Origin of the sequence: Kitasatospora sp. NPDC057542 (assembly GCF_042801945.1) — a bacterium.
Classification (GTDB): Bacteria; Actinomycetota; Actinomycetes; order Streptomycetales; family Streptomycetaceae; genus Kitasatospora.
Window position 1 is genome coordinate 1 of the sequence record NZ_JBHVFE010000018.1, and the last position, 26591, is coordinate 26591.

Sequence of the window (26591 nt, forward strand, 5' to 3'; positions counted from 1 at the left end):
GCGGAGGTACGCCCCGGACGGGCGGGCCGGTCACGGGTGGCGCAGGGCCTCGGTGAGGCGGTGGGCCGCCTCGACGACGGCCTGGGCGAGGTGGGCGCCGGGGTGGCGGGTGAGCCGTTCGACCGGGCCGGAGACCGAGACGGCGGCCACGACCCGGTTGGACTGGCCGCGGACCGGCGCGGAGACGGAGGCGACCCCGAGCTCGCGCTCGCCGACGGACTGGGCCCAGCCGCGGCGCCGTACGCCGCTCAGGGCGGTGGCGGTGAACCGGGCGCCCTGCAGGCCGCGGTGGAGGCGCTCGGGCTCCTCCCAGGCGAGCAGGACCTGGGCGGCGGAGCCGACCTTCATGGGCAGGGTGATCCCCACCGGAACCGTGTCGCGCAGGCCGGTGAGGCGTTCGGCGGCGGCCACGCAGATCCGGACCTCGCCCTGCCGGCGGTAGAGCTGGGCGCTCTCGCCGGTGACGTCCCGGAGCTGGGTGAGGACCGATCCGGCCGCGGCCAGCAGCCGGTCCTCGCCGGCGGCCGCCGAGAGCTCGCCGAGCCGGGGGCCGAGCATGAACCGGCCCTGCATGTCCCTGCTGACCAGGCGGTGGTGCTCAAGGGCGACGGCCAGCCGGTGGGCGGTGGGCCGCGCCATGCCGGTGGCGGCGACGAGGCCGCCCAGGGTGGCGGGACCGGCCTCCAGGACGCCGAGGATCGAGGTGACCTTGTCGAGCACGCCGACGCCGCTCGTGTTCTCCATGGGTGGGGTACTCCAGTCTCAAGGCCCGGGAGCAGCGGGTGGGCGCTGCTCACGGCGGCTCCTGGCGGGGAGCCGGGGGGTGGTCAGCGAGGACGGGCCGCAGAAGTCGGCCGATTGCCTGCGCCGGGCACGAGACGGGTACGCGAAAGCGCCGGGGCGGGAAGCGCCCGGGCGAAGGACAGCACAGAGAGCACCGTGTCTCCTCATCTTTCCCGCGCCACAGTGGCGACAGGCCGGAGTTGGCACTGATCCCAGACGGCACGGCGCGTACTTCGGACGCCGGGTCGACCGGGGAGTTGCCGGGGCTTCGTAGGGCCGGTCCCTCCACCCCTCTGGATGATTCGCCTGGAACCATACAAGATTCCCCGGGCTGGTCGCCAAGCCCCCCGCCCACCCCTGCGGCCGCTCAGCGGTGGCGCGGCTCCGACAGGCCGGTGCACCGGGCCTGGTCCGGGCTGCCGGGGGCGGTCGTGTCCCAGGCTCGCAGGGCGGCGAGGGCGGCGGCGCGTTCGGCCGCCGTCGGCCGGGTGCCCTCCGGGCCGAGCAGGTAGTCGGCGACCGGGGTGAGCAGCAGGCCGGCCTCGCCGGCCGGCAGCAGCAGGGCCTCGTCCCACTGGTGCCGGATGACGGTGCGGCGCAGCAGGGTGCCGTGGCGGGGCCGGAGCGGGCGGGCGAGGGTCCGGCGGCGGCCGAGTTCGGGCGCGACCTCGGCCTCCAGAACGGTGCGCACGTCCCGCAGGGAGCCCAGCGGCACGTGCTCGGCGGCGAGGTCGAGGAGGGCCGCGGCCTCCGGGGCGAGCCGGTAGGCGGCGACCACCTCGGCGGTCTCGACGGGTTCGAAGGGCTGCCCGGCGAGGTGGGCCACGTCGATCACGTCGCCCGCGAGGAAGGCGCGCCCGAGCCCCTCCTCGGCGAGGGCGATCAGGCACTCCACGTGGTCGTCGGCGGCCAGGTAGGGCCGGACCGGGACGGTGGCGAGGTCGCCGGTGAGCGCGGCGGTCGCGACCCGCACCTCGTACCACGGGTCGAGCAGCGGGTCCTCGGCCGGCCAGCGCAGGGTGACGGCGGTGTGCCGGGGCCGCTCGCCGAGCAGGGTGACCTCCACGGACTCCACGGGGTGGTCGGTGACCAGCCGGTTGACGGCCTGCCAGAGCGTGGCCTCGGTGGGGCTGACGAGGCTGAGCACGCCCAGCGGCCGGGGCAGGTCGGGCGGGTAGTAGCCGGCCAGTGGCAGGTCGCGGATCGGGCGGACCACGGTTGCGTCGGCGAGCCCGCGGGCGACCCTGGCGTAGCAGTCGGCCCGGTCGCGGGCGCGCCGCAGCTCGGCCCGGGCGTGCTCGCCCATCCGGACGCCGTCCCTGGCGAGCGCGGCGAGCACCAGGTACGGGAGGTGGCGGTCGCCGCGGGCACGGTGGAGCAGCTCGACCGGTCCGGCGACCGGGTCGACGTCGAGCAGCCGGTGGAGCAGGTCGGTCTTCATGGGCGTCCGCCTCCGAGAGCCGTGATGGTCGGCCGGGCGGCCGGGGACGTGGCGGGTCCGACGGTTGGTGCCGGGCCGACCGCGGGCGCCACACCACCGATTGTGGTGACGGCCGATCAACACCGGATCACCACCGGGTCGACGATCCCTCGACATCCCACCGGGTGCCGTGGGTTGATAGGGGCTCATCAATTCGGGGGGCGGCACGTGCGCGGGCGGGGGCGAGCACATGAGGCGGGCAGGTGCAGGAATGGATGATTTCCGGTTCTCGGTCCTGGGTCTGATGCGGGCGCAGCGCGGCGTGACCGTGCTGAAGGTGGGCAGCCCACAGCAGCAGGCCATGCTGGCGGTGCTGCTGCTCCGGCCCGGACACGGTGCGAGCGCCACCGATCTGATCGACGCCCTGTGGGGTGAGGAGCCGCCGGGCACCGCGATGACGACGGTGCGCACCTACGCCTGGCGGTGGCGCAAGATCCTGCACGGCGAGGAGCCGGACGCGCCGACCGTGCTGACCTCGGTCGGGGACGGCTACCGGCTGGTGCTGCCCAAGCACGCGGTGGACGCGGCACAGGCGGAGGAGCTGGCCGCGCAGGCCGAGCGCACGGCGGCCGCCGGAGAGCCGCAGCAGGCGCGCGACCTGCTGAACCAGGCGCTGGAGTTGTGGCAGGGCGAGCCGCTGGCCGGCATCCCCGGTCCGTTCGCGCAGCGGCAGCGCCAGCGGCTCCAGGAACTGCGGCTGACCCTGCTGGAGGAGCGGATCGCCCTGGACCTGGCGCTGGGGCGCTACTCCCGGTGCATTCCGGAGCTGACCTCGCTGACCACCGAACACCCGCTGCACGAACGGGCGTACGGGCTGCTGATGCGCGCGCTGTACCAGGCCGGGCGGCAGGCGGACGCGCTGGCGGTGTTCCGCGGCGCGCGTCAGCTGTTCCTGGCCGAACTGGGGGTGGCGCCCGGCGCGGAGCTGGACCTGCTGCACCAGCGGATCCTGGAGGGCGACCCGTCGCTCGCCGCCCCGGCGCCGTCCGTCGCGCTCCTCGCCGGCAGTGCGGAGCCGGCCGCGCCCGGGGTCGAGTCGCCGGACCCGCCCGCCGGACCGGCGGTGCCGGACGTACCCGCCACCGCCCCGGCCGGGGCCGCCGCTCCGACCCCGAGACCGGCCCAGCTTCCGCCCGACGCGGCCGACTTCACCGGCAGAACGGTGCTGGTGGAGCGGCTGGGCGGGGCCCTCGGCGCGCCGGGCCAGCAGGCGCTGGTCATCGCGACCGTGGTCGGCATGGGCGGGGTCGGCAAGACCGCGCTGGCCCTGCACGTCGCCCACCGGGTCCGCGAGGCCTACCCGGACGGGCAGCTCTACGTCGACCTGCGGGGCGCCGACGCCACCCCGGCCGATCCGGAGGCGGTGCTCAGCGGCTTCCTGGTCGCGCTCGGCGTGCCGGCCGACGCGGTGCCGGACGGACTGGACGCCCGCTCGGCGCTGTTCCGCTCGGTGGTGGACGGCCGGCGGCTGCTGCTGGTGCTCGACAACGTCCACGACACCGCGCAGATCAGACCGCTGCTGCCGGGCGCGGTCGGCTGCGCCGTCCTCACCACCAGCCGCACCCGGCTGTCCGGCCTGCCCGCGACCGTCCAGGCCGACCTCGGCGTCTTCGAACCCGAGGAGGCGCTCGAACTGCTGGGCCGCACCATCGGCGCCGAGCGGCTGGCCGCCGAGGCGCAGGCCGCCCGGGAGCTGCTGCTCGTCTGCGGCCACCTCCCGCTCGCGGTCCGGATCGTGGCGGCCAGGCTGGCCGCCCGGCCGAGCTGGACGGTGCAGACGCTGGGCCGCCGGCTGGCGGTCGAGCGCCGGCGGATCGACGAGCTGCGCATCGGCGACCTGGAGGTGGCGGCCGCCTTCGAACTGAGCTACCGCCAGTTGACGCCCGCCCAGGCCCGGGCGTTCCGGCTGGCCGCCTCGGTGGACGGCCCGGACCTCGGGCTGCAGGCCGCGGCCGCCCTGCTGGACCTGGACGAGTACGACGCCGAGGACCTGCTGGAGGCCCTGGTGGACGTGGCGATGATGGAGTCGCCCTTCCCCGGCCGCTACCGCTTCCACGACCTGTTGCGCGCGTTCGCCCGGCGCCGTCCGGACGATCCCGGCGCGGCCGTGGCGGCCCGCGACCGGATGCTGGACCACCTGCTGGCCACCGCGTGCACCGCCTTCCAGCACGCCGTCCCCGGGGACCCGGCGGCCGGTGCGCTCGGGCCGGCCCGCAGCGCGGGCGTCCCCCTGGACGGCCCGGACGGGGCGCGGGCCTGGGCCGAGGCGGAGGGCTCCGGGGCGATCGCGCTGGCCGCGCAGGTGGCGGGCTGGACGGTCACGGACGACGACGCCACCGCCCCTTCGGCCCCGGCCGACGGTGCGGCGCCGGAGCCGCTGCGCGCCGCGATCGACCTGCTGATCGCGCTCACCCCGTTCCTCCTCGCCCCGCCCAGCCGCCAGCTGGCCACCACCGCGCAGGCCCTGGCCGCGGCCGCGGCCCGTCGTGCCGACCACCGGGCAGCTGGTCGGGCGCACTTCCTGCGCGGCAACGTCGCCCTGGCCGCCACCCGCCTGGAGGAGGCGGAGGCGGCCTCCCGGCTGGCGGTGGCCGCCTCCCGCTCGGCGGGCGACACGGTGATCCTGCGCCAGGCGCTGAACGACCTCGGCCTGGTCTGCCAGTTCCTCAGCCGCTACGACGAGGCCGTGGAGCACTACGACGAGGCGCTGTCGCTGGCCCGCGAACTCGGCCACCGCTCCGGGGCGCTGGTGACGACGGTCAACGCCGCGCTGGCCCGGGTGCGCAGCGGGCGGGCCGCCGAGGCGGTACCGATCTGCCACGAGGTGCTGGCCGAGCTGCGGACCCGGCACGACGATCCGGGCCGGGCGTACACGCTGTACGTGCTGGGGCTGGCGCTGCACGGGCTGGAGCGGCACGAGGAGGCGGTCACCTGGTTCGGCGAGTGCCTGGCGGTGGCCTCGGCGGCCGGTCTGCGGGCCCGGGCCGCGCACGCCCGCTACCGGATGGCGGACAGTCTGCGGTCGCTGGGCCGGACGGACGAGGCCCTGGAGCACGCCGGGCAGGCGCTGGAGCTGTGCGAGGAGCTGGGTGCCGAGCGGGACCAGGGCCACGCGCTGGTGGTGCTGGGCCGGACACTGGCCGACCTCGGGCGCGAGGCCGAGGCGTACGGCCGGCTGCGGGAGGCCCATCGGATCTTCCTCCGGCTGGGGCTGCCGGAGGCGCGGGAGGTGGCGGGGCTGCTGCCCCGGGGGGAGGGTCCGGCCGCCAAGGCCCCGTCGGTCCCGGATGGGTGGCGGGCCGCTGACCGGTTGTCCTCGGGCTGCTGAGGAATCGATCCTGCTGCCGGTTCCGGTGTGCGCAGGAGCCGGTGTGCTCAGGAGCCGGTGCTGTTCCAGTCGCCGGTGCCGCCGGTCGCGGTGGGGGTCGGGGTGGGCGTCGGCGTCACGTCGCCGCTCACCACCGTCGCCGCGCCGGCGTCGGAAGCCTCCGCCACGGCGACCGTGGCGGACAGGCCGGTGCCCAGGGCGACGACCACCCCGAGGCCGACCGTGAACATCCGCAGGCGGGTGCGGGCGGTGGCCGGACGCTGCGTCATCTCTGGTACTCCCTTGACTCGCTTCCCCGGTGGGAAGGGGTTCCGTCCTGGTGTGGCACCAGTCTGGCCGGGGGCGTTCAACGGCCGATCTACAGCCGAGCACCGGTGGTCAACGGTGCTCGGCGCCGCCCGCTCAGGGCGCCGAACGGATCTCCAGGGTGCAGCACTTCACGCTGCCGCCGCCCTTGAGCAGCTCGCTGAGGTCCATCCCGATCGGCCGGAAGCCGCGCTCGCGCAACCGCGCGGCCAGCCCGACGGCCGCCTCCGGCAGCACCACGTGCAGGCCGTCGCTCACCGCGTTGAGGCCGAACACCGCCGCGTCGGTGCCGTCCACCGGCAGGGCGTCCGGGAACAGCCGGCGCAGGACGGCACGGCTGCCGGCCGAGAAGGCCTCCGGGTTGTACATGATCTCGTCGCCGTCGAGCACGGCGAGCGCGGTGTCCAGGTGGTAGTAGCGCGGGTCGACCAGCTCCAGGCCGACCACGGGCCGCCCGAAGAACTCCTGGGCCTCCGCGTGCCCGTCGGCCACGCTGCGAAAGCCCCGCCCGGCCAGCACGAAGCCCGCGGTCAGCAGCAGGTCCCCCTCGCCCTCGTTGACGTGCTCCGGATCGCGCGTCTCGAAGCCCCTGGCGCGGAACCACTCCAGGTAGGCCGGGCCCTCGGCGGCCCGCTCGGCGTTGCGGAAGCGCGCGCCGAGCACCTTGCCGTCCACCACGGTGGCGCCGTTGGCCGCGTACACCATGTCGGGCAGGCCGGGCAGCGGGTCGATCAGGTCGACCCGGTGGCCGAGCTCGCCGTAGAGGGCGTACAGCCGCTCCCACTGGGCGACCGCGAGGTCGGTGTCCACCGGCTTGGCGGGGTCCATCCACGGGTTGATCGCGTACGTGACGTCGAAGTGGGTCGGACGGCACATCAGGTAGTGGCGCGGGCGGGCGGTGCGGGTCATCGGGGTCCTCCGGGGTGGGGGCGGGTCGGGAGGTGGCGCGGGCAAGGCGGTGCGGTCAGGCGGCGGGGGCCGACGGCCGGGTCGGGAAGTCGCGCAGGCCGCGCAGCGGACTGGCCAGCAGCACCCCGCCGGCCGAGAGCAGCACGCCCGCCATCAGCCAGATGGTGCTGCGGGCGCCGATCACCTCGCCGAGGTAGCCGCCGAGCAGGGCGCCCACGGGGATCGCGCTGTAGTTGAGGGTCGCGGAGCTGGCCCGGATCCGGCCGATCATCTCGGGCGGGCAGTAGGCCTGGGAGAAGCTGCCGGCCAGGACGTTGCCCGCCACCACGCCGCAGACCGCGACCGCCCAGGCGAGCGCGCTGACCACGAGCGGCAGCCGCTCGCCCGCCAACGGCAGCAGCAGGATGAAGGGCGCGACCACCAGCTCGCAGACCAGCAGCCCGCGTGCGGTGCCCAGCCGGCGGGCGATCCGCCCGGCCAGCACCGCACCGGCCAGCCCGCCGACGCTCACCAGCGCGAACACCGCGCCCACCTCGCCCGGTTCGATCCCCACGCTGCGCACCAGGAAGACCGTCTGCACCGCCTGGATGCCGTTCAGTCCCAGGTTGCCGACCGCCGCGAAGCAGGCCAGCGTGCGCAGGTAGGGATCGCGCAGCAGGAACCGGACGCCCTCGCCGATCTCGCGCGGGATGCCGCGCCGCTCGGACACCGGCGGGGGGCGTTCCTCCGTCCTGATCCGCCGCAGGCAGAGCGCCGACACCAGGTAGGTGAGCGAGTCCGCGAGCATCCCGCTGGCGGCGCCGAAGGCCTGCGCGAGCAGACCGGCCACGCCCGGGCCGGCGATGTCCGCCGCCGAGGCCCCGGAGCGCAGCTTGACGTTGGCCTCCAGCAGGTCGGCCTTCGCCACCAGGGTGGGCAGTACCGCCCCGTAGGCGGTGGAGAAGAACACCTTCACCGCCCCGGTCAGCAGGGCCACCACCACCAGCTGGGCGAGGGAGAGCGCCCCCAGCCAGGCGGCCACCGGGACGCTGCCGAAGAGGACGAGCAGCAGCAGGTCGCAGACCAGCATCACCCGCAGCCGGGGCCAGCGGTCCACCCAGGCACCGGCCGGCAGGCCGAGGAACAGCCAGGGCAGCCAGGCGGCGGCGTTGATCACGCCCACCGCGAAGGGGCCGGCGCCCAGGGTGACCACGGCCACCAGGGACAGCGCCACGCTCCCGACGGCCGTACCGAGGGTGCTGGTGGTCTCACCGATCCAGAGCCTGCGGAAGTCCCCCTGGGCCCACAGGCCCCACCGGCTGCGCGGCCGCTGCGGCGGCGCCGGTGACTCGATCGGGACGGTGGTGGTCATCGCGGGTCACGCTCCAAGCTTCTCGGCCAGCACGGCGGCGATCCGTGCGAGGGGTTCCGGCTGGGTCAGCTCGCCGTGGGCGCAGGCGAGCCGGTGGCTCTCGATCCGGCCGTCCAGGTACGGCCGCCAGGCCTGCTCGTACGGCCAGTCGGCGGGCTTTCCGGTGGTCGCCCCGAAGAAGACGGCGTCCCCCCGGTAGCGGTCGGGCACGTGCTCGGCCATCAGCTTGCGGTGCCGGTCGAAGACCTCCGGCAGCACAGCCACGGCCTGCCCGAGCACGGCCCGCAGATCGGCGAGGCCCCGTCCGTCGGCCGGGTCGTAGCCGAGCGAGTGCAGCAACTCCGCGAGGGTGTCGGCGGCTTCGACGGGCGGGGCGTCGGCGCTGCGGGCCGCCGGGGCGCCGTCGAGCAGGGCCAGCAGGCCGACCTCGGCGCCCTCGGCCCGCAGCCGCACGGCCATCTCCTGCGCGACCACCGCGCCGAAGGACCACCCCAGCAGGTGGTACGGGCCGTCGGGACGCACCGCACGGATCTGCCGCACGTAGTCCTCGGCGATGTCGGCGACGCTCGCCGGTGCGTCGCCGCGCAGGCCCCGGGCCTGGAGGCCGTACACCGGCTGCTCGGGGCCGAGGTGGCGCAGCAGCCCGGAGTAGACCCAGCTGATGCCGGCCGCCGGGTGGACGCAGAACAGCGGGGCCCGGTCGCCGCCGGCGCGCAGCGGCAGCAGGACGTCCAGCGCGTCGGCCGCCGGGCCGTGGTCGAGCCGTCGGGCGAGCCCGGCGACGGTGGGTGCCTCGAACAGCGCCCGCATGCCGGGGTCCACGCCGAGGGCGGTGCGGACCCGGGCGAGAAGCTTCATGGCGAGCAGGGAGTGGCCGCCGAGGTCGAAGAAGTCGTCGTCGATGCCGACGCCCTCCAGGCCGAGGGTCTCGGCGAACAGCGCGCAGAGGAGCTCCTCCTGCGGCGTCCGGGCGGCGCGGCCGCCGGCGAGCCGTCCGAAGTCCGGTGCGGGCAGCGCCGTCCGGTCGAGCTTGCCGCTGCCGGTGAGGGGCAGCGCGTCCAGCGGGACGACGGCGGCGGGCAGCATGTAGCCGGGCAGGTGGCCGGCGGCGAAGGCGCGCAGTTCGACGGGGTCGAGCGGGCCGTCGGTGACCACGTACGCGACCAGGCGCAGCCCGCCCTCGTCGGGCAGGACGGCGGCCTGGAGCACCTGCGGGTGGAGCGTCAGCACGTGCTCGATCTCGCCGAGTTCGATGCGGAAGCCGCGGATCTTCACCTGGTGGTCGGTGCGGCCCAGGTACTCCACGCCGCCGTCGCGGGTGCGGCGCACCAGGTCCCCGGTGCGGTACATCCTCACGCCCGCCTCGAAGGGGCAGGCGACGAAGCGCTCCGCCGTCAGGCCCGGACGGCCCAGGTAGCCGCGGGCCAGACCGGCGCCGGCCAGGTACAACTCCCCCGGCACACCCGCCGGGACGGGGTTGAGGTACTCGTCCAGCACGTACGCCCGCACGCCGGCGATCGGATCGCCGAGCCCCGGGCGCTCCGCGGCGTCGACGGGCCGGCCGAGGGTGTAGACGGTGGCCTCGGTCGGACCGTACAGGTTGTGGGCGGCGGTGCCCGGCGCCTCGCGCAGGGCGGTCCAGAGCTGCTGCCCGACGGCCTCGCCGCCGAGCACCAGCACCGACGGAGCGGCCTCCTCCAGCAGGCCCTCCGCGAGGAGTTGCTCGGCGTAGGAGGGGGTGACGTCCATGGCACCGATGCCCGCCGCGCGCACGTGCCGGACCAGGGCGGCCGGGTCGCGGCGCAGTTCGTCGCCGATCAGGTGCAGTTCGTGCCCGGCGAACATCCAGAGCAGGCTCTGAAGTGATCCGTCGAAGGACAGCGAGGCGGTGAGCGCGACCCGCAGTCGGCCGTGAGCGGCCTCGGCGGTGGCGATCAGCCGGCCGCGGTGGGCGGCCAGCAGGGCGGCGACGGCGCCGTGCGGCACCACGACGCCCTTGGGGCGGCCGGTGGAGCCCGAGGTGTAGATCAGGTAGGCGGCGTGGTCGGCCGAGGCGCGCGGCGCCGGGTCGGTGTCCGGTCCGGTCGCCCCGGCGACGTCCAGGGCGGGCACGCCGGCCAGCGCCTCGGGCTTCGGCCACCGGCTGTCGGTGAGGACCAGGGCGGGGGCCGCGTCGGCGAGGGTGTCGGCGGTGCGCTCGGCCGGGTGGTCGGCGTCCAGCGGCAGGTAGGCGCCACCGGCCTTGAGGACGGCCAGGATCGCGATGACGCTCTCGGCCGAGCGCGGCAGGGCGAGGGCGACCACCGATTCGGGGCCGACGCCCTCCCCGATCAGGTGGTGGGCGAGCCGGTTGGCCCGGGCGTTCAGCCCGGCGAAGGTCAGCACGGTGTCACCGCAGACCAGGGCCGGGGCCTGCGGGCTGCGGGCGGCCTGGGCCTCGAAGGCGGCGGGCAGCAGCGGGACTTCGGCCGGCAGGGCGCCACCGGCGGTCGGGAGCGCGGCGCGCTCCTGGGCCGACAGCAGCTCGATCCGGCCGATCGGCAGCTCGGGCCGGGCGGCCACCGCCGCCAGCAGCCGGCCGAAGCGGACGGCGATGGCCTCGACGGTCTCCCGGTCGAAGAGGTCGGTGGCGAAGTCGATCGCGCACTCCAGGCCTGCGGGCGTGCCGTCCGCGTCGAAGGACTCGCCGAGGCCCACGCTCAGGTCGAACTTGGCGACCGTCCCGGCGGAGGACTCCACGGAGGCGTCCAGGCCGGCCGGGGCGAGCGGCGCGCAGTCGCCCTGGCCCTCCAGCAGCAGTGCCACCTGGAAGAGCGGGTGACGGGCCAGCGAGCGGGCCGGGTTCAGCTCCTCCACCAGGCGCTCGAAGGGCACGTCCTGGTGGGCGTGGGCGTCGAGTTGGGTCTCCCGGACGCGGGCCAGCAGCTCGGTGAAGCTCGGGTTGCCGGACGTGTCGGTGCGCAGCACCAGGGTGTTGACGAAGAAGCCGACCAGGTCGTCCAGCGCCTCGTCGCAGCGCCCGGCCACCACCGAGCCGATCGGGATGTCGGTGCCCGCGCCGAGGCGGGTGAGCAGCGCGGCGAGGGCCGCCTGCACCGTCATGAACATCGTCACCCGGTGCTCGCGCGACAACTCGCCGAGCGCGCCGTGGAGTTCCGCGCCGTAGGGCACGACGACCCGCTCGCCGCGGTGGGAGGCGGCCGCGCGACGCGGCCGGTCGACGGGCAGTGACAGCTCCTCGGGCAGGCCGGCCAGCGCCTCGCGCCAGTGGGCGAGTTGGCGGGAGAGCAGGCTCTCCCCGTCCTCCTCCTCGCCGAGCAGCTCGCGCTGCCAGAGCGCGTAGTCGGCGTACTGGACGGGCAGCGGCGCCCACTGCGGGGCCGCGCCGCCGGTGCGGGCCGCGTAGGCCGTGGCGAGGTCGCGCAGCAGCGGGCCCATCGACCAGCCGTCCCCGGCGATGTGGTGCAGGACGAGGGCGAGCAGGTGCTCCCCGGGCCCGGCCGGGATGACGTGGGCGCGGACGGGGAGGTCGGCGGCCAGGTCGAAGGGGCGGGCCGTGCAGCTCGCCGGATCGGTGCCGGGCGGCAGCAGCTCGACCCGGACGCGGGCCCGCTCGGCGGGCAGGATCCGCTGGTACGGGGTGCCGTCCTCCTCGGCGATCAGCGTGCGCAGGCTCTCGTGCCGGGCCACCACGTCGCCGAGGGCGAGCTCCAGCGCGACGGTGTCCAACTCCCCCGCCACGCGCAGGACGAGCGGCAGGTTGTAGAGGGCGCTGGGGCCTTCCATCCGGTCGATCAGCCACAGGCGCTGCTGGGCGAAGGACAGCGGCACCCGCTCCGGGCGCTCACCTCCCGCGCTCAGCGCCAGCCGCTGCGAACCGGCACCCAACCGGACGGCCAGCCCCGCCACACTCGGCGCCTCGAACACGTCCCGGATGCCCAACTCCGCACCCAGCGCCGCCCGCACCCGGCTGAGCAGCTTGGTGGCCAGCAGCGAGTGACCGCCCAGGTCGAAGAAGTCGTCGTCGATCCCGACCGCCTCCAGGCCGAGCACCTCCGCGAACAGCCCGCACAGGATCTCCTCCTGCGGGGAGCGCGCCGCACGACCGGCGGACAGCGCACCGAAGTCCGGTTCGGGGAGCGCCCGGTGGTCGACCTTGCCGCTGCCCGTCAGGGGCAGGGTGTCGAGCAGGACGACGGCGGCCGGCACCATGTAGCCGGGCAGCGACTCGGCGGCGAACCGCCGCAGCTCGACGCCGAGTTCGGGCGACTCCTGACCCACGGTGCAGTGGGCGACCAGTCGCCGGTCGCCGGTGTCGCTCTCGCGGACGGTGACCACGGCCTGCCGGACGGCGGGGTGGCGGGCCAGCACCTGCTCGATCTCGCCGAGTTCGATGCGGAAGCCGCGGATCTTCACCTGGTGGTCGGTGCGGCCCAGGTACTCCACGCCGCCGTCGCGGGTGCGGCGCACCAGGTCCCCGGTGCGGTACATCCTCACGCCCGCCTCGAAGGGGCAGGCCACGAAGCGCTCCGCCGTCAGGCCCGGACGGCCCAGGTAGCCACGGGCCAGACCGGCGCCGGCCAGGTACAACTCCCCCGGCACACCCACCGGGACGGGGTTGAGGTACTCGTCCAGCACGTACGCCCGCACGCCGGCGATCGGATCGCCGAGCCCCGGGCGCTCCACCGCGTCGAACGGCTGGGTCAGCGCGTAGACGGTGGCCTCGGTCGGGCCGTAGAAGTTGTGGCCCGCGGTGTCGGGGTGCTCCCGCAGCCGCTGCCACAGTGCCTGGCCGACGGCCTCGCCGCCGAGCAGCAGGAGGCGCGGCGCGGGTGCGTCCAGCAGCCCCTCCTCGATCAGCTGCTCGGTGTAGGACGGGGTGATGTGCAGGGCGTCGATGCCGGCGGCGGCCGTGTGGCGGACCAGCGCCGCCGGGTCGCGGCGCAGCTCGTCGCCGATCAGGTGCAGCTCGTGCCCGGCGAGCATCCAGAGCACGGGCTCCAGGGAGGCGTCGAAGCAGAGTGAGGCGGTGAGCGCGATCCGCTGCCGGCCGCGGGCCTCCTCGGTGCCCCGGATCAGGGTGGCGCGGTGGGCGGCCAGCAGGGCGGCGACGGCGCCGTGCGGCACCACGACGCCCTTGGGGCGGCCGGTGGAGCCCGAGGTGTAGATGACGTAGGCGGCGTCGCCCGGGTCGAGGGCGCACCACCCCGGGTCGGGCGCGCTGCCCTCGGAGTTCTCGGAGTCCTCGGAGTTCTCGGACGGCGAGGCGACGTCCAGGGTGCGCAGGCCGGCCAGCACCTCCGGCAGCGGCCAGCGGTCGTCGGTCAGGGCGAGCGCCGGGCGGGCGTCGGCGAGCATGTGGGCGGTGCGCTCGGCCGGGTACTCGGCGTCCAGCGGCAGGTAGGCGCCGCCGGCCTTGTGCACGGCGAGCATGGCCACCACCGTCTCCGCCGAGCGCGGCAGGGCGAGGGCGACCACCGACTCCGGACCGGCGCCCGCGGCCCGCAGGCGGTGGGCCAGCCGGTTGGCGCGGCTGTTCAGCTCGGCGAAGGTCAGCCGGGTGTCGCCGCAGACCAGGGCGACGGCCTCCGGGGTGCGGGCGGCCTGGGCCGCGAAGGCGGCGGGCAGCAGCGGGACTTCGGCCGGCAGGGCGCCACCGGCGGTCGGGAGCGCGGCACGCTCCTGGGCCGACAGCAGCTCGATCCGGCCGATCGGCAGCTCGGGCCGGGCGGCCACCGCCGCCAGCAGCCGAGCGAACCGTACGGCGACGGCCTCGACGGTCTCCCGGTCGAAGAGGTCGGTGGCGTAGTCGAGGGCGCAGTCGATCCCGGCGGGCTCGCCGTCGGGGCCGAAGGATTCCTCGGCGATCAGGCTGAGGTCGAACTTGGCGGAGCCGGTGCCCGCCGTGAGGGGCTCGATGTGCAGGCCCGCCGTGTCCGGCTCGGCCTGCTCGTTGCTCTGGAGCACCAGCATGACCTGGAACAGCGGGTGGCGGGCGAGCGAGCGGGCGGGCCTGAGCTCCTCCACCAGGCGCTCGAAGGGCACGTCCTGGTGGGCGTAGGCGCCGAGGGCGGTCTCCCGGGCCCGGCCGAGCAGCTCGGCGAAGCTCGGGGAGCCGGTAGGGGTATCCCCAGCGGAGCGAGGGGAAGTGTCGGTGCGCAGCACCAGGGTGTTGACGAAGAAGCCGACCAGGTCGTCCAGCGACTCGTCGCAGCGCCCGGCCACCACCGAGCCGATCGGGATGTCGGTGCCCGCGCCGAGGCGGGTGAGCAGCGCGGCGAGGGCCGCCTGCACCGTCATGAACATCGTCACCCGGTGCTCGCGCGACAACTCGCCGAGCGCGCCGTGGAGTTCCGCGCCGAGGGTGAGCGCCACCCGGTCGCCGCGGTGGGAGGCGACGGGCGGGCGGGGGCGGTCCAGCGGCAGCGTCGCCTCGTCCGGGAGGTCGGCCAGGGTCTCGCGCCAGTGGGCGAGTTGGCGGGCCGCCAGGCTCTCGGGGTCGGTCTCCTCGCCGAGCAGCTCGCGCTGCCAGAGCGCGTAGTCGGCGTACTGGACGGGCAGCGGCGCCCAGCCGGGGGTGGTGCCCCCGGCGCGGGCCGCGTAGGCGCCGGTGAGGTCGCGGACCAGCGGGCCGAGGGACCAGCCGTCGCTGGCGATGTGGTGCAGTGCCAGGACCAGGACGTGCTCCTCGGCCGAGACCCTCAACAGGGCTGCGCGGAGGGGGAGTTCGGTACGCAGGTCGAAGGCGTGGCGGCACAGCCCGGCCACCGTGGCGGCCACCTCGTCGGCGGGGCAGTCCCGGGTGTCGAGCGGGACCACGGCCTGCTCGGCCGGCAGGACGCGCTGGTACGGGGTGCCGTCCTCCTCGGCGATCAGCGTGCGCAGGCTCTCGTGTCGGGTCACCACGTCGCCGAGGGCGAGCTCCAGCGCGGCGGCGTCCAGCTCCCCCGTCAGGCGCAGCGCCAGCGGCGCGTTGTAGAGGGCGCTGGGGCCTTCCATCCGGTCGATCAGCCACAGGCGCTGCTGGGCGAAGGACAGCGGCACCCGCTCCGGGCGCTCGCCTCCCGTGCTCAGCGCCGCTCGCTGCGAACCGGCGCCCAGCCGGACGGCCAGCCCCGCCACGCTCGGCGCCTCGAACACGTCCCGGATGCCCAACTCCGCACCCAGCGCCGCCCGCACCCGACTGAGCAGCTTGGTGGCCAGCAACGAGTGACCGCCCAGGTCGAAGAAGTCATCGTCGATCCCGACCGCCTCCAGGCCGAGCACCTCCGCGAACAGCCCGCACAGGATCTCCTCCTGCGGGGAGCGCGCCGCACGACCGGCGGACAGCGCACCGAAGTCCGGTGCCGGGAGGGCGGACCGGTCCAGCTTGCCGTTGGCGTTCAGCGGCAGCGCGTCCAGCGGCACGATCGCGGCCGGCAGCATGTAGCCGGGCAGCGTCCGGGCGGCGGTGGCGCGCAGCTCGGCCGGGTCGAGCGGGCCGTCGGTGACCACGTACGCGACCAGGCGCAGCCCGCCCCCGTCGGGCAGGACGGCGGCCTGGAGCACCTGCGGGTGGGCGGTCAGGGCGCGCTCGATCTCGCCGAGTTCGATGCGGAAGCCGCGGATCTTCACCTGGTGGTCGGTGCGGCCGAGGTACTCCAGCTCCCCGTCTCGGGTGCGGCGCACCAGGTCCCCGGTGCGGTACATCCTCTCCCCCGGCGCGTACGGGCAGGCGACGAAGCGCTCCGCCGTCAGACCGGGACGGTCCAGGTAGCCGCGGGCCAGACCGGCGCCGGCCAGGTACAGCTCCCCCGGCACACCGGCCGGGACGGGGTTGAGGTACTCGTCGAGGACGTGGCAGCGGGTGCCGGCGACGGTGCGGCCGAGCACGGGCCGCCCGGTGGCCTCCAGCGGGTGGGTCAGGGCGTCGACGGTGCACTCCGTCGGCCCGTAGAGGTTGTGGGCGGCGGTGTGGGGCGCCTCGCGCAGCCGCGTCCAGAGCGCCTGGCCGACGGCCTCGCCGCCGAGCAGCACCAGGGCCGGCGCGGGCTCCTCCAGCAGGCCCTCCTCGACCAGCTGCTCGGCGTAGGAGGGTGTCACCTCCAGGACGCCGATCCCCTGCTCGCGCACGTGGCCGACCAGGGCCCGGGCGTCGCGGCGCACGTCGCCGCCGATCAGGTGCAGCTCGTGCCCGGCGACCAGCCACAGCAGGCCGTCCCAGGAGGCGTCGAAGCAGAGCGAGGCGGTGAGCGCGACCCGCTGCCGGGCGACCCCGGCCATCACACCCGTGCGGTGGGCGGCCAGCAGCGCGGCGATGCCGCCGTGCGGCACCACGACGCCCTTGGGGCGGCCGGTGGAGCCGGAGGTGAAGATGACGTAGGCGGCGTCGGCCGCGCCGGCCCGCGGCGCCGGGTTCGTCGCCGGGCCGGCCGGCTGCGCGGCGAGGTCGAGCACGGGGTGCCCGTCGAGCACCTCGGGCAGCGGCCAGCGCTCGTCGGTGAGCACCAGCGCCGGGCGGGCTTCGGCCAGCATGTGGGCGGTGCGCTCGGCCGGGTACTCGGCGTCCAGCGGCAGATGGGCGCCGCCGGCCTTGAGCACCGCGAGGACGGCCACCACCGTCTCCGCCGAGCGCGGCAGGGCCAGTGCCACCACGCGCTCGGGGCCGATGCCCCGGGAGATCAGCTCGTGGGCGAGTCGGTTGGCCCGGGCGTTCAGCTCGGCGAAGGTCAGGGCGAGGTCGCCGCAGACCAGGGCCACCGCTTCCGGCGTGTCCGCGGCCTGCGCCTCGAAGGCGGCCGGCACCAGGGGCAGCCGCTCGGGCAGCGGCGTGTGGTCGCCCGCGGCCACGGCCCGCTGCTCGGCGGGCAGGACGTCCAGCTCGGCGACGGACCGCCGGGGGTCGTCGGCGACCTGGCGGAGGATCGACTCCAGGGCGGCGGCCAGCTGTTCGGCGCTCTCGCGGTCGAACAGGTCGGTGGCGTACTCCAGGACGCCGGCCAGCCCCGCGGTGGCGCCCTCGGCGCCCTGCCGCTCGACCAGGCGCAGGGTGAGGTCGAAGGTGGCCGTCCCGAAGTCGACCGGTTCCTCCGTCACCGTCACGCCGGGCAGGTCCGGGCCGTCCTCGGCGGCGCCCGCGAAGGCCAGCATCACCTGGAACAGCGGGTGGCAGGCGGTCGAGCGGGTCGGGTTCAGCTCCTCCACCAGGCGCTCGAAGGGCACGTCCTGGTGGGCGTGGGCAGCCAGGTCGGTCTCCCGGACCCTGCCCAGCAGGTCGGCGAAGCTCGGGCGGCCGGACAGGTCGGTGCGCAGCACCAGGGTGTTGGCGAAGAAGCCGACCAGCTCCTGCACGGCCTCGTCGAGGCGGCCGGCCAGCGGGGTGCCGATCGGCAGGTCGGTGCCCGCGCCGAAGCGGTGCAGCAGGGTGGCGTACGCGGCCTGTAGGACCATGAAGAGGGTCACGCCGTGTTCGGCGGCGAGTGCGGTGAGCCGGGCGTGCAGGTCGGCGTCGAACTCCAGCGGGACGACCGCTCCGCGGTGGGTGGCGACCGGCGGGCGGGGGCGGTCCAGCGGCAGCGGGAGTTCCTCGGGCGCCCCGGCCAGCGCCTCGCGCCAGTGGGCGAGTTGGCGGGAGAGCGGGCTCTGCGGGTCGTCCTCGTCGCCGAGCAGTTCGTGCTGCCAGAGCGCGTGGTCGGCGTACTGGACGGGCAGCGGCTCCCACTGCGGGGCGTCGCCGGCGAGGCGGGCCCGGTAGGCGTCGGTGAGGTCGCGGTAGAGCGGGCCCAGCGAGGCGCCGTCCCCGGCGATGTGGTGGACGACCAGGACCAGCACGTGCTCCTCGGGCCCCTCGGGCCGCAGGTAGGCGTGGACCGGGAGGTCGGTGGCGAGGTCGAAGGTGTGGCCGGCGAGTTCCCCGGTCGGGCGGTCGGTGACGGTGAGCAGGCCGGTGCCGGGGGCGTCGAGGACGCGCTGGTACGGGGTGCCGTCCTGCTCGCCGAAGACGGTGCGCAGGGCCTCGTGCCGGTGGACGACGTCGCCGAGGGCGGCCGCCAGGGCGGCGGGGTCGAGCGGACCGCTCAGCCGCAGGGCGAGGGTGACGTTGTAGGTGGCCGAAGGGCCCTCCGCCTGGGCGAGGAACCAGAGCCGGCGCTGGGCGAAGGAGAGCGGCACCCGCTCGGGCCGGGGGCCGGGGCGCAGCGCCGGGCGGGCCGGGGCGGGGGTGTCGGTCGCGCGGTCGGCGAGCCGGTCGGCGAGCCCGGCGACGGTGGGCGCCTGGAAGAGGTCGCCGATGGCGAGTTCGACGCCGAGTTCGGTGCGGGCCCGGCCGACCAGGCGGGTGGCGAGCAGGGAGTGGCCGCCGAGGGCGAAGAAGTCGTCGTCGATGGTGATGTCGTCGATGCCGAGGAGTTCGCCGAAGAGCTCGCAGAGCACCCGTTCGCGCTCGTCGCGGGGGGCACGCCCGGTGTCGTCGGCGGCGAGGTCGGGGGCGGGCAGGGCGCGGCGGTCGACCTTGCCGTTGGCGTTGAGCGGCAGCGCGTCCAGCAGGACGACCACGGCGGGGACCATGTAGCCGGGCAGGACGGTGCCGGCGAAGGCGCGCAGCTCGGCCGGGGTGAGCGTGGAGTCGGCGGTGCAGTAGGCGACCAGCCGGGTGTCACCGGGGCGGTCCTCACGGGCGGTCACGATGACCTGGCGGACGGCGGGGTGGCGGGAGAGCGCCGCCTCGATCTCGCCGAGTTCGATCCGGAAGCCGCGCAGCTTGACCTGGCCGTCGATCCGGCCGAGGAACTCCACGGCGCCGTCGCCGCGCAGCCGCACGAGGTCCCCGGTGCGGTACATCCTCTCCCCCGGCGCGTACGGGCAGGCGACGAAGCGTTCGGCGGTCAGTCCGGGCCGGCCCAGGTAGCCGCGGGCCAGGCCGGCGCCGGCCAGGTACAGCTCGCCGGGGACACCGGGCGGGACGGGCCGCAGCCGGGCGTCGAGGACGTAGTTGCGCATGTTGTCCAGCGGGCCGCCGATCGGCACCCGGGGGCCGTCGAGATCGGCGGGGGCGAGCGGATGGTGGGTGGCGAAGGTGGTGGTCTCGGTGGGCCCGTAGACGTGGGCGAGCAGCAGGTCGGGGCAGGCCTCCAGGACCCGGCGCATCAGGACGCCGGAGGCGGCCTCGCCGCCGGTGCAGACGACGCGCAGGGCGGCGAAGGTCTCCGGGGCCTGCTCGGCGACGAGGTCGAACAGGGCCTTGGTGAGGAAGACGGCGGTGACGTCGTGGCGGGTGGTGACGGCGTGCAGGGCGGTGGCGTCGAGGGCGCCGGGCGGGGCGACCACGACGGTGCCGCCGGCCAGCAACGGCGTCCAGATCTCGTAGGTGGCGGCGTCGAAGGCGTGCGGGGAGTGCAGCAGGACGCGCTGGTGGCGGCCGTCCTGCCAGCGCCGGTCGGCGGCGAGGTCGAGCACGTCGCGGTGGCGCACGGCGACGCCCTTGGGGCGGCCGGTGGAGCCGGAGGTGTACATCGCGTAGGCGAGCTGGTCCGGGTGGACGGGCAGGCCGGGGCGGTGGGCGGGGGCGCCGGCCTCGTCGCCGGGGCGCACCACGGCGGCGCCGTGCGGGAAGCCCGGGTCGGCCCGGTCGGTGAGCAGCACGGGGGCGCCGGTGTCGGCGAGCACGCCGGTCATCCGCTCGGCCGGCAGACCGGGGTGCATGGGGACGTAGCAGCCGCCGGCCTTGAGGACGGCGAGGGTGGCGACGACGACGTCGGCGGAGCGCTCCATCAGCATCGCGACGGGGGTCTCGGGGCCGACGCCGAGCGCGCTCAGGTGGTGGGCGAGGCGGTTGGCGCGGGTGTCGAGTTCGGCGTAGGTGAGGGTGCCGCCGTCGTGGGCGAGGGCGGTGGCGTGCGGGGTGCGGTCGGCCTGCCGCTCGAAGGACTCGGCGAGGGTGCCGGACCGGCGGGGCGCGTCGGTGGCGTTCCACTCGCTGAGGATGCGGGTGCGTTCCTCGGGGGCGAGCACGTCCAGGGTGCCGATGGGTGCGTGCGGGTCGGCGGCGGCACCGGCCAGCAGCCGGCCGAGCCGGTCGGCCAGGGTGGCGACGGTGGTGCGGTCGTAGAGGTCGGCGGCGTACTCGATCGAGCCGGTGAGCCCGGCGGGGGCGCCGTCCGGGCCGTGCTGTTCGGCGATGCCGATGTTGAGGTCGAACTTGGCGACCCGCAGGCCGATCGGTTCGGGGGCGGACTCCAGCCCGGGCAGGGCGAGTCCGGCGTCCTGGCCGTGGTTCTGGAGCACCAGCAGGGTCTGGAACAGCGGGTGGCGGCCGAGCACCCGGGGCGGGTTGAGTTCCTCGACGAGGCGCTCGAAGGGGAGGTCCTGGTGGGCGAAGGCGTCGAGCTGGGTCTCCCGGACCCGGCCGAGCAGCTCGGCGAAGCTCGGGTCACCGGTAGGGGTGTCCCCAGCGGAGCGAGGGGAAGTGTCGACGCGCAGCACCAGCGAATTCACGAAGAAGCCGACCAGGTCGTCCAGAGCCTCGTCGGAGCGCCCGGCGACGCCGGTGCCGAGCGGGATGTCGGTGCCGGCGCCGAGCCGGGTGAACAGGGCGGCCAGGCCGGCCTGGAGGACGGTGAACAGGGTGGTGCGGTGGGTGCGGGCGAGGTCGAGCAGGGCGGTGTGCAGGCCGGCGTCCCAGGCGAGGTCGACGGAGTCGGCGGCGCCGGTGGGGGCGGGCGGGCGGGGGCGGTCCGTCGGCAGCTCCAGTTCCTCCGGGAGACCGGCCGAGGCGGCGCGCCAGTAGGCGAGTTGGCGGGCGATCAGGCTCTCGGGGTCGTTCTCGTCACCGAGCAGGTCGCGCTGCCAGAGCGCGTAGTCGGCGTACTGGATCGGCAGCGGTTCCCAGTCGGGGGCGCGGCCGTCGAGCCGGGCCCGGTAGGCGTCGGCGAGGTCGCGCAGCAGGGGGCCGAGCGACCAGCCGTCGCCGGCGATGTGGTGGAGCACGACGAGCAGCACGTGCTCGGTCGGGGAGAGGGTGAACACCGTGACCCGGATGGGCAGTTCGCGGCTCAGGTCGAAGGTCTCGGCGGCCGCGGCGTCCCGGTGGGCCGGGTAGTCGTCCGGTGCGCAGTCCACGGCCAGGAAGCGCGGCTGCGCCTCCTCGGCCGACAGGATCCGCTGCACCGGGACTCCCCCGGCCACCGGGAACACCGTGCGCAGGGCCTCGTGCCGGGCGACCACGTCCGCCGTCGCGGCGCGCAGGGCGGCGGTGTCGAGCCCGCCGCGCAGGCGCAGGGCGAACGGCAGGTTGTACAGCGCGGTCGGCCCCTCGATCTGGTCGATCAGCCAGAGCCGCTGTTGGGCGTACGAAACCGGGATCACGGTGCTTCCTCTACTCGGGTCTGCTCACGTCACGGCACGGGCTGTTCGGGGGCGGGGCTCAGGCGGCGGCCAGGGTGGGCCGGACGCTGGGCCGGCAGTCCAGGACGTCGAGCGGCCGGCCCATCGAGACGGCGATCCTGCGGTCGCCGCGGTACGGGTCCCGCCCGTGGGCGCAGAGCACGTTGTCGACCAGCATCACGTCGCCGACCTGCCAGCGTTCGCGCACGGTCGCGGCCCGGTACGCCTCGTTGAGGGCGTCGACGTCGGCCCGCTCCAGCGGTTCGCCGTCGCCGAAGCCGGTGTTGAACGGGAGGCCGTCCGGGCCGAACTCGTCGGTCATCGCCTCGCGGATGTCCGGGTCGAGCGACCACTCGTTCCAGAAGGCGAGGTGGTTGAACCAGACCTCCTCGCCGGTCGCCGGGTGGTGGATGGTGCCGGGGCGCAGCTGGCCGGTGCGCAGGTTGCCGTCCGGCAGCCACTCCCAGGTGATGCCGTTCTCCCGGCAGTACGCCTCGACCTCGGAGCGGTCCTCGGTGGCGAAGGCGGTGCGCCAGCCGAGGGAGACGTAGTCCGAGTAGTTGCGGGTGAGGGTCCAGCCGGAGGTCCGCATCCGCTCGACCAGGTGCGCGGGCAACTGGGCGAGCACCCGGCGGCAGTCGGCGGTGGGGGTGGCCCCGCCCTCCTCGGGGGCGGTCAGGCAGGCGAAGAGCAGCCGGCCGGGGAAGGTGAGGGTGTAGCTGTTCTCGTTGTGCATCCGGATCGGCTGGGCCGGCGGCAGGTCGGTGGAGGAGAAGACGCCGTTGCCGTAGTCGCTGCGCGGGGTGGCCTTCTCCCGGTAGGGGGTGCGCTCGGGGATGAGGACGTCCCGTACGGCCGCGACGTCCTCGGTGCTCGCGACCGGCAGGCCGCGCAGGAAGATCGTGCCGTGCCGGTGCAGGGCTTCGGTGAGCGCGGTCTCGTTCTCGCGCAGCCACTCGCAGGCCTCGCCGAGGCCGGCGGTGCGCGGCGCGTGGGCGAGGGCCGGGCGGCCGGGGTTCAGTTCCCAGGTCGGCATGGTGGCGGTCACCGGTCGGCGAGGGCGGCGACCAGGCTGGCGGGCCTGATGTCGGTCCAGTTGGCCTCGATGTAGTCGAGGCAGCCCTGGCGGGTGTCCTCGCCGTGGACGGTGGACCAGCCGGCCGGCACGTCGATCCAGACCGGCCACAGCGAGTGCTGGTTCTCGTCGTTGGCCAGCACCAGGTAGCCGGCGTTGTCGTCCTCGAACGGGTTGCTCATGGTGTCCTCCTTGGGTTGCTTCGAAGGTAGGCGCGGGCCGTGCGGCCGAAGGGCAGGAGTCGCGGCAGGTACGCGGCAGTTGGGCCGTGGGGACTGCCGGGTGGTTCAGCGGGGGGTGAGGCGGACCGGGAAGCGGTCCAGGCCGAAGTTGATGATCGAGCGGTTGTGGGTGACCGGCCCGGTCGGCTCGATGGTGGCGACGCGCTCCAGCATCGCCGTGAACAGGCCGCCGAGTTCGGCCTTGGCCAGCGGCGCGCCGACGCAGTAGTGGGCGCCGAGGCCGAGCGCGAGGTGCTTGTTGGGGGCGCGGTCGAGCAGGATCTCCTCGGGCCGTTCGAAGGCCTCCGGGTCCCGGTTGGCGGACCAGACCCAGACCGCGACCCGGTCGCCGCGCCGGATGGTGCGGCCGTCGAGTTCGGTGTCCCGGCTCGCGGTGCGCAGGGTGTGCAGTCCGACCGAGGTCCAGCGCAGGAGTTCGTCCAGGGCCGAGTCCATGCCGACCTCGCCGCGCTGCAACCGCCGCCACAGGTCCGGGTGCTGGACCAGGGTGTGCAGGCCCATGGCGGCCGTGTGGCGGACGGTCTGGACGCCGCCGACCACGATGTTGTCCAGGTTGAGGACGACGTCCTCGATCGGCAGCAGCTTCCCGCCGACCCGGTAGGTGGCCATCATGCTGATCAGGTCGTCGCGCGGGTCGCTGCGCCGCAGCATCACCTGGTGCAGCAGGTACGGGATGAGCTGCTGGTGGCCGGCCCGGCGCTCCTCGGGGGTGCGGCCGAGGAAGGCGACGTCACAGACCCGCACGACCATGTCGCGGTCCGCCTCCGGGACGTCCAGCAGGTCGCACATCACGGACAGCGGCAGCGCGGAGACGGCGTCGACGAGGTCCACCTCGCCCTGCTCGACGGCCTGCCCGACGATCGAGGCGGCGAGTTCGGCGATGCCCCGGGAGGCTCCGCGCACGGCTCCGGGCGAGAAGAACGGGTTGGCGGGGGCGCGGAGTTCGCGGTGCCGGGGCGGGTCGGTGAGGGCCATCATCCGGCCGGAGCCGACCGGGACGTTGCCCTCGCCGGCGCCGAGCAGCGAGCCCTGTTCGGAGCTGTAGACGGCGGCGTTGCGCAGCACCTCGGCGGAGTGCCGGTAGGAGAGCACCGACCAGACCGGCCCGTCGTCGACGGTGTCGGTGAGGTGGACGGCGGACTCCCGGCGCAGCTCCGCGACCAGCGCGGGGGTGTCGGGGCGGGCCCAGAGGTCGGGGTCGGTGAGGTCGACCGCGGTGGTGGTTGTCATCAGTGCTCCGTCGTGGGCTGGTGGGCGGCGCCGGGCCGCGCGATGAGGGAGGTCAGCAGGTCGACCGGGCCGGGCCCGTCGACGGTGGCGAGCAGGTGGCCGCCGGGGACGACGTGGTGGCCGTGGGCGCCGCGGGTGTGGGCGGCCCAGCCTTCGAGGCCGCCGGCGGCGAGGAGGGGGTCCTCGACGCCGACGACGGTGTGCAGGGCGGAGCCGATCGGCGGGTGCGGGCGGGGCCGGTAGGTGTCGACCACGTCCAGGTCGGTGCGGATGCCGCGCAGCGCGTGCTCCTTCAGATCGACGTCGCCCGCCACGAGTTCGCCCATTCCGGCGAGGCGCAGCAGGTCGTCGGCGGTGTGCTGCGGGCGGTCCGCCCCGGCCCAGGCGGCGGGCGGCGAGGCGGAGGCGGCGACGACCAGTTCGGGCCGCCGCGCGGCGGGCAGCGCCCGGGCGACCTCGTAGCCGAGCAGGGCGCCGAAGCTCTGCCCGTAGAAGCCGAACCGGCCGGTCAGGTGCGGGGTGAGGGCCTCCAGGACGGCGTCGACCAGCAGGTCGAAGCTCGCGGGCATCGGGTGGCCGAGCCGGCCGCCGCGGGCGGGCGGGCGCAGCGCCCAGACCTCGGCGGCCGGGGCGAGGGCGCGGGCGAGCGGGGTGTAGGCGGTGGCGTCGCCGCCGGCGTGGGGGAAGCAGAACAGCCGGTACGGGCGGTGCGGTTGGGGCACGGGGACGAACAGCCAGTCGCCCTCGACGCGGGGCCGTACCCGCAGTGCGGTGGTCATGCGCCGACCACCCTGGCACGGGCGGTCAGGGCGGGCCGGGGGGCGGCGGTGCCGGCCGCGACGGCCCGTTCGACGGTGGCGGTGAAGGCGGCCAGGTCGGCCGAGTCCAGCAGATGGCGCAGCTGGAGTTCGATGCCGAGGCGGCGGCGCAGCAGGTGGACGACCCGCAGCGCGGCGATCGAGTGGCCGCCGAGCGAGAAGAAGTCGTCGCCGGGCCGGACGTCGGTGACGCCGAGCACGGTGCTCCAGACCTCGGCGACCTGCTCCGCCACTCCCCCGGCGCTCGCCGGTGATCCCTCCTCGACAGCGGCCGGGGCGGGCAGCGCCGCCAGGTCGACCTTGCCGTTCGGGGTGAGCGGCAGGGCGTCCAGCACGGTGATCACCGAGGGCACCAGGTGCGCGGGCACGGTGGCCCGCAGCCGCTCGGTCAGCTCGGCGGCGGTGACGGAGCCGGTGACGTAGCCGGCGAGCCTGCGGTCGCCGGGGGCGGGCTCGTGGACGGTGACGGCGGCGGCCCGGACGCCCGCCAGTCCGGCCAGGGCGTGCTCGACCTCGCCGAGCTCGACGCGGTAGCCGCGCAGCTTGACCTGCCGGTCCACCCGGCCGACGTACTCCAGCCGGCCGCCCTCGCCGCGCCGGGCCTGGTCGCCGGTGCGGTACATCCGGGCGCCGGGCCCGCCGGACGGGTCGGCGACGAAGCGCTCGGCGGTCAGTCCGGGCCGCCCGACGTAGCCGTGGGCGAGCCCGGGCCCGGCCAGGTACAGCTCGCCGACCACGCCGTCGGGGACCGGGGCGAGCTTCTCGTCCAGCAGGTACAGGCGCACGTCGGGCATCGGCTCGCCCAGGTGCGGGCCGGGGCCGCTGATCGGCGCGGTGACGGCCTCGACGGTGCACTCGGTGGGCCCGTACAGGTTGAGGGCGTCGATGCCGCCGTCGGCCAGTTCCCGCCAGGTGCGCTCGGGGACGGCCTCGCCGCCCATGAACAGCCGCGGCACCCGGGCGCCGGCGAACGGCTCGCGCAGCAGCTCCCAGTGCGAGGGGGTCAGGTCGAAGTCGGTGACGGCGTGCTCGGCGAGCAGGGCGGCCAGCCGGGCCGGGTCGGCGCGGTGTTCCTCGCCGATGACCAGAACGGTGTCGCCGCGGCAGATCCGGCTCCACTGCGGGACGGAGGCGTCGAAGGAGATGCTGGCGTTCCAGCCGACCACGCCGGGCTCGGCGCGCAGGGCGCCGGTGGCCTCCAGACCCTCGATCAGTCCGGCGACGGCGCCGCGCGGCACCTCGACGCCCTTGGGCCGGCCGGTGGAGCCGGAGGTGTAGATGACGTAGGCCGGGTCGAGCGGGTGGGCCCCGGCCGGCAGCTCGGGCCCGTCGGCTGCGGCGTCCGGGCGCAGCACCGGCACGCCCTCGGCGGCCGGCAGGCCGTCGGCGCTGATCAGGGCGGCGAGCCGGGCGTCGGTGGCCATGAAGGCGAGCCGCTCGGCGGGGTAGGCCGGGTCGAGCGGGACGTAGGCGGCACCGGCCCGCCAGACGGCGAGCAGGGCGACCGGCAGGTCGGCGGTGCGGCCGAGGTGGACGCCGACCCGGTCGCCGCGGCCGACGCCGAGGGCGCGCAGGGCGCGGGCCAGGGCGGCGGTGCGGCGGTCGAGTCCGGCGAAGTCCAGGCGGTCGGCGCCGGCCAGGACGGCGGTGCGCTCGGGGTGGGCGGCGACGGCGTCGCGCAGGCGGTCCAGCAGATCGGTCATGACGGGT

12 protein-coding genes and 1 riboswitch are annotated in these 26591 nt (G+C 75.7%); of the genes, 1 reads left to right on the plus strand and 11 read right to left on the minus strand.

Annotation, left to right across the window (positions count from 1 at the left end; genetic code table 11):
* Nucleotides 1-30: 30 nt before the first annotated feature.
* Both ACFU7Y_RS04615 and ACFU7Y_RS04620 read right to left on the minus strand, forming a co-directional pair.
* Nucleotides 31-744: an IclR family transcriptional regulator gene (locus ACFU7Y_RS04615; protein WP_224273710.1), complete on the minus strand. Its 714-nt coding sequence runs from the start codon at nucleotides 742-744 to the stop codon at nucleotides 31-33.
* Between the two features lie 200 nt (nucleotides 745-944).
* Nucleotides 945-1087: riboswitch (SAM riboswitch) on the minus strand.
* A gap of 63 nt (nucleotides 1088-1150) precedes the next feature.
* Nucleotides 1151-2224 (minus strand): hypothetical protein, encoded by a 1074-nt coding sequence (locus tag ACFU7Y_RS04620; protein ID WP_380766463.1) that lies wholly within the window; start codon nucleotides 2222-2224, stop codon nucleotides 1151-1153.
* Nucleotides 2225-2474: 250 nt separating this feature from the next.
* Here ACFU7Y_RS04620 and ACFU7Y_RS04625 point away from each other — a divergent pair, with 250 nt between their 5' ends.
* Nucleotides 2475-5591 (plus strand): BTAD domain-containing putative transcriptional regulator, encoded by a 3117-nt coding sequence (locus ACFU7Y_RS04625; protein ID WP_380766465.1) that lies wholly within the window; start codon nucleotides 2475-2477, stop codon nucleotides 5589-5591.
* A 47-nt stretch (nucleotides 5592-5638) separates the two neighbouring features.
* Here ACFU7Y_RS04625 and ACFU7Y_RS04630 read toward each other — a convergent pair whose 3' ends face one another.
* From ACFU7Y_RS04630 to ACFU7Y_RS04670, 9 genes are all read right to left on the minus strand, one after another.
* Nucleotides 5639-5860 carry a hypothetical protein gene (locus tag ACFU7Y_RS04630; RefSeq protein WP_380766466.1) on the minus strand — a complete coding sequence of 74 codons (222 nt, stop codon included), beginning with the start codon at nucleotides 5858-5860 and terminating at the stop codon, nucleotides 5639-5641.
* Nucleotides 5861-5993: 133 nt separating this feature from the next.
* Complete coding sequence (gene ddaH, locus ACFU7Y_RS04635; protein ID WP_224282017.1) at nucleotides 5994-6806, minus strand: dimethylargininase; 813 nt, start codon at nucleotides 6804-6806, stop codon at nucleotides 5994-5996.
* 55 nt (nucleotides 6807-6861) lie between these two features.
* Entirely contained in the window at nucleotides 6862-8157 is a 1296-nt protein-coding gene (locus tag ACFU7Y_RS04640; protein WP_224282016.1) for an MFS transporter, read from the minus strand.
* Nucleotides 8158-8163: 6 nt separating this feature from the next.
* Nucleotides 8164-21498, minus strand: a complete 13335-nt coding sequence (locus ACFU7Y_RS04645) for an amino acid adenylation domain-containing protein (protein ID WP_380766467.1) — start codon at nucleotides 21496-21498, stop codon at nucleotides 8164-8166.
* 58 nt (nucleotides 21499-21556) lie between these two features.
* Nucleotides 21557-22552, minus strand: coding sequence for a TauD/TfdA family dioxygenase (locus ACFU7Y_RS04650; RefSeq protein WP_224283907.1), 996 nt, complete (start codon nucleotides 22550-22552; stop codon nucleotides 21557-21559).
* 8 nt (nucleotides 22553-22560) lie between these two features.
* Entirely contained in the window at nucleotides 22561-22773 is a 213-nt protein-coding gene (locus ACFU7Y_RS04655; RefSeq protein WP_380766468.1) for an MbtH family protein, read from the minus strand.
* A 105-nt stretch (nucleotides 22774-22878) separates the two neighbouring features.
* Nucleotides 22879-24063 (minus strand): cytochrome P450, encoded by a 1185-nt coding sequence (locus ACFU7Y_RS04660; protein ID WP_380766469.1) that lies wholly within the window; start codon nucleotides 24061-24063, stop codon nucleotides 22879-22881.
* Nucleotides 24063-24842, minus strand: a complete 780-nt coding sequence (locus ACFU7Y_RS04665) for a thioesterase II family protein (RefSeq protein WP_380766470.1) — start codon at nucleotides 24840-24842, stop codon at nucleotides 24063-24065. The genes ACFU7Y_RS04660 and ACFU7Y_RS04665 overlap by 1 nt, the downstream gene beginning before the upstream one ends.
* Entirely contained in the window at nucleotides 24839-26584 is a 1746-nt protein-coding gene (locus ACFU7Y_RS04670) for a non-ribosomal peptide synthetase (RefSeq protein WP_380766471.1), read from the minus strand. The genes ACFU7Y_RS04665 and ACFU7Y_RS04670 overlap by 4 nt, the downstream gene beginning before the upstream one ends.
* Nucleotides 26585-26591 lie beyond the last annotated feature (7 nt).

Excerpts from the sequence above, each read along its gene's own strand:
- ACFU7Y_RS04630 (WP_380766466.1), bottom strand. The coding sequence starts at position 5,860 with ATGACGCAGCGTCCGGCCACCGCCCGCACCCGCCTGCGGATGTTCACG.
- ACFU7Y_RS04640 (WP_224282016.1), bottom strand. The coding sequence starts at position 8,157 with ATGACCACCACCGTCCCGATCGAGTCACCGGCGCCGCCGCAGCGGCCG.
- ddaH (WP_224282017.1), bottom strand. The coding sequence starts at position 6,806 with ATGACCCGCACCGCCCGCCCGCGCCACTACCTGATGTGCCGTCCGACC.
- ACFU7Y_RS04620 (WP_380766463.1), bottom strand. The coding sequence starts at position 2,224 with ATGAAGACCGACCTGCTCCACCGGCTGCTCGACGTCGACCCGGTCGCC.
- ACFU7Y_RS04670 (WP_380766471.1), bottom strand. The coding sequence starts at position 26,584 with ATGACCGATCTGCTGGACCGCCTGCGCGACGCCGTCGCCGCCCACCCC.
- ACFU7Y_RS04625 (WP_380766465.1), top strand. The coding sequence starts at position 2,475 with ATGGATGATTTCCGGTTCTCGGTCCTGGGTCTGATGCGGGCGCAGCGC.
- ACFU7Y_RS04660 (WP_380766469.1), bottom strand. The coding sequence starts at position 24,063 with ATGACAACCACCACCGCGGTCGACCTCACCGACCCCGACCTCTGGGCC.
- ACFU7Y_RS04655 (WP_380766468.1), bottom strand. The coding sequence starts at position 22,773 with ATGAGCAACCCGTTCGAGGACGACAACGCCGGCTACCTGGTGCTGGCC.
- ACFU7Y_RS04665 (WP_380766470.1), bottom strand. The coding sequence starts at position 24,842 with ATGACCACCGCACTGCGGGTACGGCCCCGCGTCGAGGGCGACTGGCTG.
- ACFU7Y_RS04650 (WP_224283907.1), bottom strand. The coding sequence starts at position 22,552 with ATGCCGACCTGGGAACTGAACCCCGGCCGCCCGGCCCTCGCCCACGCG.
- ACFU7Y_RS04615 (WP_224273710.1), bottom strand. The coding sequence starts at position 744 with ATGGAGAACACGAGCGGCGTCGGCGTGCTCGACAAGGTCACCTCGATC.